General features: G+C 52.9%; 3 protein-coding genes. All 3 read right to left on the bottom strand.

Annotated elements, in window-relative coordinates; genetic code table 11:
• Window positions 1-79 precede the first annotated feature (79 nt).
• The gene (locus PN498_RS18720) at window positions 80-559 is read right to left on the bottom strand and encodes a cupin domain-containing protein (protein ID WP_272064702.1); all 480 of its coding nucleotides are present in this window, start codon (window positions 557-559) and stop codon (window positions 80-82) included.
• Window positions 560-588: 29 nt separating this feature from the next.
• Window positions 589-1,341: an SDR family NAD(P)-dependent oxidoreductase gene (locus tag PN498_RS18725; protein WP_272064704.1), complete on the bottom strand. Its 753-nt coding sequence runs from the start codon at window positions 1,339-1,341 to the stop codon at window positions 589-591.
• A gap of 321 nt (window positions 1,342-1,662) precedes the next feature.
• Window positions 1,663-7,278, bottom strand: a 5,616-nt coding sequence (locus PN498_RS18730) for a beta strand repeat-containing protein (RefSeq protein WP_272064706.1), incomplete at its 5' end; no start/stop codon positions are given.

Raw genomic sequence — 7,278 nt, forward strand, 5'->3', positions numbered from 1 at the left:
ATCTGACAATGACGCAGCGGCCCGAAATACAGTCTTCCCACAATAGTAATGTCAGACAGTAACTCTCTTCTAAAGCAATTTAAACTGTCCAAAAGTCAGTCAAAGCCTCCTCGTCTACGAGGTACGCCTGCTCGCCGTCTCGAATCAGTCGCTTGCCGTGGCGAGGAAACGTGCCAATATCGTTGTTCACCAATTCTCCTCCCACGAGATAAACCAAGTCGTCAGTGAAAGGATTTCGTAAATGATGGGGGGCTTGCGGTAGACCAAAACCTAAAAAATCACCAGGACCTACTTCGTATTCTGTATCAGCGACTTCAGCAATTCCTCGACCAGACAGTATGTAAATCCATTCTTCTTCATTGCTATGAGTATGGTAGATGAAGGACTCTTTACCCGCAGGAATACGCGCTAGAGAGACAGCGATGCGGCCAAGTTTGGCTATACGGCTGAGCGATCGCAGATGCACTTCCGAATTGGGATTCAGCGGATGGTGAAATTCAAATGCCGGTTGAGCTGCAATTTCATCTGCCTTCAATAGTGTTGCTTTGGCTTCAGACATCACGTTTTCTCCGTTAGAGTCCTTTGTGTTCAAGTTAAATTGAGACCACCATCCGCCAGCACAATTTCTCCCGTGATGTAAGGATTGGCGATTAGCATTGCAGCAAGTTGGGCAATCTCTTCGGGTTCCGCTCCCCGCCCCATTGGTGCTCGCGTTGCCCACAGCTCTCGCGCAGTATCCCAATGCTCACTCATGGGGGTATGGACAAGTCCAGGTGCGATCGCGTTGACCCGAATCTGAGGTGCCAAAGACAATGCCAACAGTTTGGTCATATGGCTTAGCGCTGCTTTGCTAGCAGAATAAGGAATTGATGCTCCTTTGGGACGACTCCCTGCGTGAGAACTGATATTCAGAATGCAGCTAGGACAGGCTTGGGTGGACGACTGTCGCAGTGCGTTTTCCGCTTCAGTAATCAGCGTCCAGGGAGCAATGACGTTGACTTCATATAGGTCGCGCCAAACCTCAGGAGTTGCTGCTTGCAAGTCGGTGTGGGAAATGGTAGCGCTAATGCCCGCATTGTTTACCAACACGTCTAATCGACCATGATGGCATAGGACCTCAGTGATCAACCGTCGGGTTTGACTCTGATCAAACAGATCTGCTTGCACATAGGAGGCCGTTGGATGAGCGGCTGCCAGCACCTTTCCTGCTTCCACAGAAGACCTGGAGTGAAAGGCCACGGTAAAACCATCTTGGGCAAGTCGCTGGGCGATCGCTTTGCCAATCCCCGAAGTGGATCCCGTGACGAGCGCAACTTTTGAGTTGTTGTTGGCAGCAAGCATGGCTGTTCTCAATTCGTTTCCCCAGGCAGATTTTTACCCCCTTCCCCTCTTTAGATAACGTCAAAACTGGGAAGAAATAGAGAAGTTTTTCGATGCGTTATGCAATATATGGCTGTAGCCATCTAGGTTTGTGCATTCCCAATAGCATCCGGGTGCTTAGCATAGGCCAGATGGCTCGCCATCTGGCCTAGCGGAACTGGCGACGGCTATAGCTTGAGCCATCTTGTCCTAACGGAACTGGCAACGAACATATCAAAAAAAGCGATCGTCCCCGAAATCAGGGGCGATCACCTTTACCTTCAGATTATGCTTTCCCTGGTTCTAGAAAGTCCTACCTTCAAAGAAACCAAATTGAATGTAGTGCTGAGTCGCTGCCTCAGTATCGCTACCGAAGGCTGCTTGTAAGTCACTATAGGCATTGAGATAGGCTGTCTCGTTAAAGGCATCAGCGGCCCGTCCTTCACTAGCCCCCAGTGTGATGTAATGCTCTGTCGCCGCATCCAGGTTGTAGCCAAACGCTTGAATTAAGTCTGGATGAGACGCGATGTAATCATCTGCCTCGAAGGTGACCGTGCGGCCTTCTGCATAACCATGAGTGAGATAGTGCTGTCGTGCACCCTCTAGGTCATGGCCTAAGTGACCAATGAGGTCACTATGGGAGGCGATATAAGCCGCAGCATCAAAGCCCAGCAGATAGTCGCGTCCCTCGGCGTAGCCAGACTCAATATAGTGTCGAGTCGCCGCTGCTAGATCGTTACCAAAAGCAGCTTTCAAATCGGGATAGGCTTCCAGATACAGCTCTGGCTTAAATCCGTTAGCCGTACGGCCTTCCCCATGCCCCTGTTCGATATAGTGCTGAGTCGCCGCTGCCAAGTTATAGCCAAATGCCGCAATCAAATCACCGTGAGAAGCTAGATAGATATCTTCTGCGAAGGTGTCTACAAATCGCCCCTCTTGTTGACCTGCTTGCGAATAGTGAGCTTGAGCCGCTTCTAGGTTGTAGCCAAAGGCTTGCATGAGGTCGACGTTGGATGCCAGATAATCATCGGCCTGATCCAGAGCTAACCCTGAAGCGGTTGGTTGACCGCCTGGTGTCCCTCCCGTGACACTGCCATCCCAGATAAAGTGGGCATCGTCGATGGTAAAGGCATTGACATTTTGCAGGGTGGCAATGGTCTGCAATGCGCCGTTGACATTGGCGTTGATCACAGTGTTCCTGCCAACTTGGTCTATTTGGAGAGCGTTGGGAGACAGACCGGCAACCTGGCTGAGGTCAATGCGATCGCTCACAATCTCAAAGTCAGTAATCAGGTCGCCGAACTCACTAAGGACTGTGTACTTGAAGATGTCCTCTCCTTGTCCACCCACCATCACATCAGCACCGTCTCCGCCCACTAAGACGTCGTTGTCGTGACCACCATCAAGAAAGTCATTCTCTACACCACCGTCCAGATAGTCGAAGCCGTCACTACCCTGCAAGCGATCCTGCCCGCCTTCGCCATATAGCGTGTCGTTACCGTTACCACCGCTGATCAAATCATTACCAGGACCGCCAACAGCATGGTCATGACCACTGCCACTGTTGACGATGTCATGGCCTTCGCCCGCATTGATGTCGTCGTCGCCGCTGCCGCCATTAAGGATGTCATCCCCGGTCCCGCCGATGACGGTATCCCCCTCGCTACCGCCGTTGATGATGTCATTCCCGCCGCCACCGTCAAGAATATCCGTGTCACTCAATCCATTGATGATGTCATTCCCATCACCACCAGTGATGATGTCGGCACCTGCACTACCTTGGTTGGGATTAGTGCTGCTCACTCCGTTAATCGTCAGCGTGACCGTCGCTGTATCTGTACCCCCTTGTCCATCAGAAATGGTGTAAGTAAAGCTGTCTGTTCCCGTTTCGCCATTATTCAGATTGGCAAATTGTCCATTTTGGTCATAGCTAAAGGTGCCATCTGAATTCAGTGTCAGCAGTGCTCCGGATGCGAGCGTAATCTGGTTGCCAACATCAGCAGCTTGCCCATTGACCAGTAGAACAGATAGAGGATCACCATCGGGATCACTGTCACTAACAGACGGATTAGTGCCGATGACGTTACCTATAAGAACCGTGTTCTCATCAATGCTGAGAACATCGTCAACGGCAATTGGGCTAGGGTTAGTAACGGACCAGAGAAACGTCCCTGTCGTTGGTGTTTTGCCATCTGTTGCGGTGATTTTGACGGTGTACGGTCCAGTTTGAGAGGCATTCCCAATGACAACACCGCTGATCACACCCGTAGTCGGATCAATCGATAACCCAGGCGGTAATCCCTCAGCGCTGAAGGTCAGGGTATCATTCGCGTCTGGATCGCTGAAGTGGTGAGCCACATTCAGGTTGACGGGAGCATTATCCTGGCCGCTTTGTTCTCCGATGGGCGTGATGATTTCAGGTGCGTCATTTTCGCCCAAAATGGTGACAACTAAATTAGCGCTACCCTCGCTGCCATCCCCATCTGTAACCCTGTAGACAAATACATCCGTTAAGGTTTCTCCTGCACCCAGAGCCTGCACTTCAGGATGGTTGCTATTCACGATGTAGCTGTAGGTTCCGTCAGTCTCCCAGTCCAGTGTGCCGTACGCACCGATGCTGTCTGTCGTTGGATCGGCTACCGTCGCTGAATCATGGGTAATGCTGGTCACGACTAGCGGATCACCATCGATATCAGTATCGACGCCGCTGCCGTCATCATCCGTGAGCAGATTACCGCTGTCACTCCCAGGAACTGTTTCACCGACAGTTGCCGTATTGTCAGTTGCTGTCAAACCAGGATTAGTGACCGTCCAGTTGAATATCTGCTCAAACGACTCTCCGTCATTATCAGTTGCAGTAATGGTGACTGGGTAGATGCCGTCACTGCCGGGACCGCCTTGGGATGCGCTTGAGTCCAGCGTGCCGCTAATGATGCCCGTATTAGGATCAAGACTCAGGCCAGGAGGTAGACCGACTGCGGTGTAGATCAAGACATCTGTAGTATCTGGGTCGCTAAAGTGATCGGAGATATCCAACGGTGAGATATTGACGTTGTCCGAACTATCTTGGTCTGTGATGGGGGTTGTGGCGATCGGGGCATCGTTCTCACCCGTGATGGTCACCGTCAGCGTTGCGGTATCTGTGCCACCTTCACCGTCGTCCAGCGTATAGGTGAAGGTCTCAGTCAGCGTTTCCCCGTCGTCTAGAGCCTGAACGGCTGTGTTCTTGCCATCCACCGTATAGGTGTAGGTGCCATCGGCGTTCCAGTCCAGAGTGCCATAGTCGCCCGTCACGTCTTGTGTGGGGTCGGTCTCAGTGGTTGAACCATGCTGAACTTGAGCAACCGTTAGGGTATCGCCATCGGGGTCACTGTCAACGCCGGTACCATCGTCATCGCTGATGAGGTCGCCGCTATCGCTGGGGGTCGTGTCTTCGATGACAGCAGCAACGTTATCAGTCGCAGTAGGAACAGGGTTGGTGACGGACCAGGTGAAGACCTGAGCAACGGTTTCATCACTGTCGTCCTTGGCGGTGACAGTGATGGAGTAGACGCCATCGCTGCCAGGACCACCCTGGGATGCGCTGGGGTCAATCGTCCCGCTGATAATGCCTGTCGCTGGATCAAGCATGAGGCCAGGGGGTAAGCCTACGGCGCTGTAGGTCAACGTATCAGTGGCATCGGGATCACTGAAGTTCCCAGAGATATCCAGTGGTGGGATAATAGTGTTGTCAGGTGTATCCTGAGCTGCAATTGGCGTTCCAGTAACTGGAGCATCATTGGTTCCGTTGATGGTTACCGTCAACGTTGCGGTATCCGTACCGCCATCGCCATCATCCACTGTGTAGGTAAAGGTCTCAGTCAGCGTTTCACCTTCATCCAGCGATTGAACATTGGGATTTGTCCCATCGACTGTGTAGGTATAAGTGCCATCAGCATTCCAATCCAACGAGCCGTACTTGCCAGCGATGTCCACTGCAGGATTCGTTTCAATTGTGGTTTCATGCTGAATCTGGGCAACTGTCAGCAGATCGCCATCAGGGTCACTGTCAACGCCGTTACCGTCATCGTCAGCGATCAAGTTACTGCTATCGCTAGGTGCAATATCTTCAGTCACCTCAGCACTGTTATCAGTGGCAGTGGGAACTGGATTAGTGACCACCCAGGTGAAGACTTGGTCAACGGGTGCACCGCTGTCGTCGGTAGCCGTGATGGTGATTGAATAAACGCCATCGTTATTGGGTCCACCTTGAGAGGCACTGTTGTCAATCGTCCCGCTGATGATGCCTGTCGTTGGATCAAGAATGAGACCGGGCGGTAGACCTGTTGATGTATAGGTTAGAACGTCTGTAGTGTCTGGGTCACTGAAGTTGCCCGAGACATCAAGTGGCGTGATGGTGGTGCTGTCGGGATTATTTTGGTTGGCGATCGCCGTCCCCGCCACAGGCGCATCGTTAGTGCCATTGATCGTGACAGTTAGCGTTGCCGTATCTACACCGCCTTCCCCATCCTCCACTGTGTAGGTGAAGACTTCGGTGAGGGTTTCTCCATCGTCTAGGGCTTGGACGGTGGGATCGCTATTCTTCAGGACATAGGTGTAAGACCCATCCGCGTTCCAGTCGAGGGTGCCATAGTCACCAGCAACATCGACTGTCGGATTGGTCTCAATCGTGGTGCCATGCTGGAGCTGTGTGATGGTGAGGAGGTCACCATCAGGATCGTTGTCTGCGCCGGTACCATCATTGTCGGTAATCAGGTTGCCATCGTCGGTGAGTGCGATATCTTCGGTGACACCAGCTGTGTTGTTCGTGGCATCGGGTGCTGGGTTAGTGACCGTCCAAGTGAAGACCTGGTCAACGGTTTCACCACTGTCGTCCTTGGCCGTGACGGTGATGGAGTAGATGCCATTGTTCCCAGGCCCCCCCTGAGAGGCACTGTTATCGATGGTGCCTGTGATGATACCCGTGTTGGGGTCGAGGGTCAGCCCTGGCGGTAGACCAACTGCGGTGTAGGTCAGGATATCGGTGGTGTCAGGGTCGCTGAAGTTGCCCGAAATATCCAGTGGTGTGATGTCGGTGTCATCAGGCGTGTTTTGGTTGGTGATCGCGGTTCCAGCAACCGGGGCGTCGTTCTCACCGGTGATGGTTACCGTCAGCGTTGCCGTATCTGTTCCGCCTTCACTGTCATCTACCGTGTAGGTAAAGGTCTCAGTCAGCGTTTCCCCTTCATCTAGAGCTTGAACGGCTGTGTTCTTACCATCCACCGTATAGGTGTAGGTGCCATCGGCGTTCCAGTCCAGGGTGCCGTAGTCGCCCGTCACGTCTTGTGTGGGATCGGTTTCGGTAGTTGAGCCATGCTGAACTTGGGCAATCGTTAGGGTATCGCCATCGGGGTCACTGTCAACGCCGTTACCATCATCATCGGTGATAAGGTCGCCGGTATCGCTGAGTGTCGTGTCTTCGATGACATCAGCTGTGTTGTCAGTCGCAGTGGGTGCCGGGTTGATGACGGTCCACGTGAAGACCTGATCAACGGTTTCGCCGTTGTCGTCCTTGGCGGTGACGGTGATGGAGTAGATGCCATCGTTCCCAGAGCCCCCCTGAGAGGCACTGTTGTCAATCGTGCCGGTGATGATGCCCGTGTTGGGGTCGAGGGTTAGTCCTGGCGGAAGTCCGACTGCGGTGTAAGTCAGGATGTCACTCGTGTCAGGATCGCTGAAGTTGCCCGAGATATCGACGGGGGCAATGGTGGTGTCATCGGGTGTGTTTTGGTTGGTGATCGCGGTTCCAGCAACCGGGGCATCGTTCTCACCGGTGATGGTCACCGTCAGCGTTGCCGTATCCGTCCCGCCTTCACTGTCGTCCAGCGTATAGGTGAAGGTCTCAGTTAGCGTCTCTCCTTCATCTAGAGCTTGAACGGC

Source organism: Oscillatoria sp. CS-180 (assembly GCF_028330965.1).
In the GTDB taxonomy this organism is placed as follows: domain Bacteria; phylum Cyanobacteriota; class Cyanobacteriia; order Phormidesmidales; family Phormidesmidaceae; genus Halomicronema.

Excerpts from the sequence above, each read along its gene's own strand:
- PN498_RS18720 (WP_272064702.1), bottom strand. The coding sequence starts at position 559 with ATGTCTGAAGCCAAAGCAACACTATTGAAGGCAGATGAAATTGCAGCT.
- PN498_RS18725 (WP_272064704.1), bottom strand. The coding sequence starts at position 1,341 with ATGCTTGCTGCCAACAACAACTCAAAAGTTGCGCTCGTCACGGGATCC.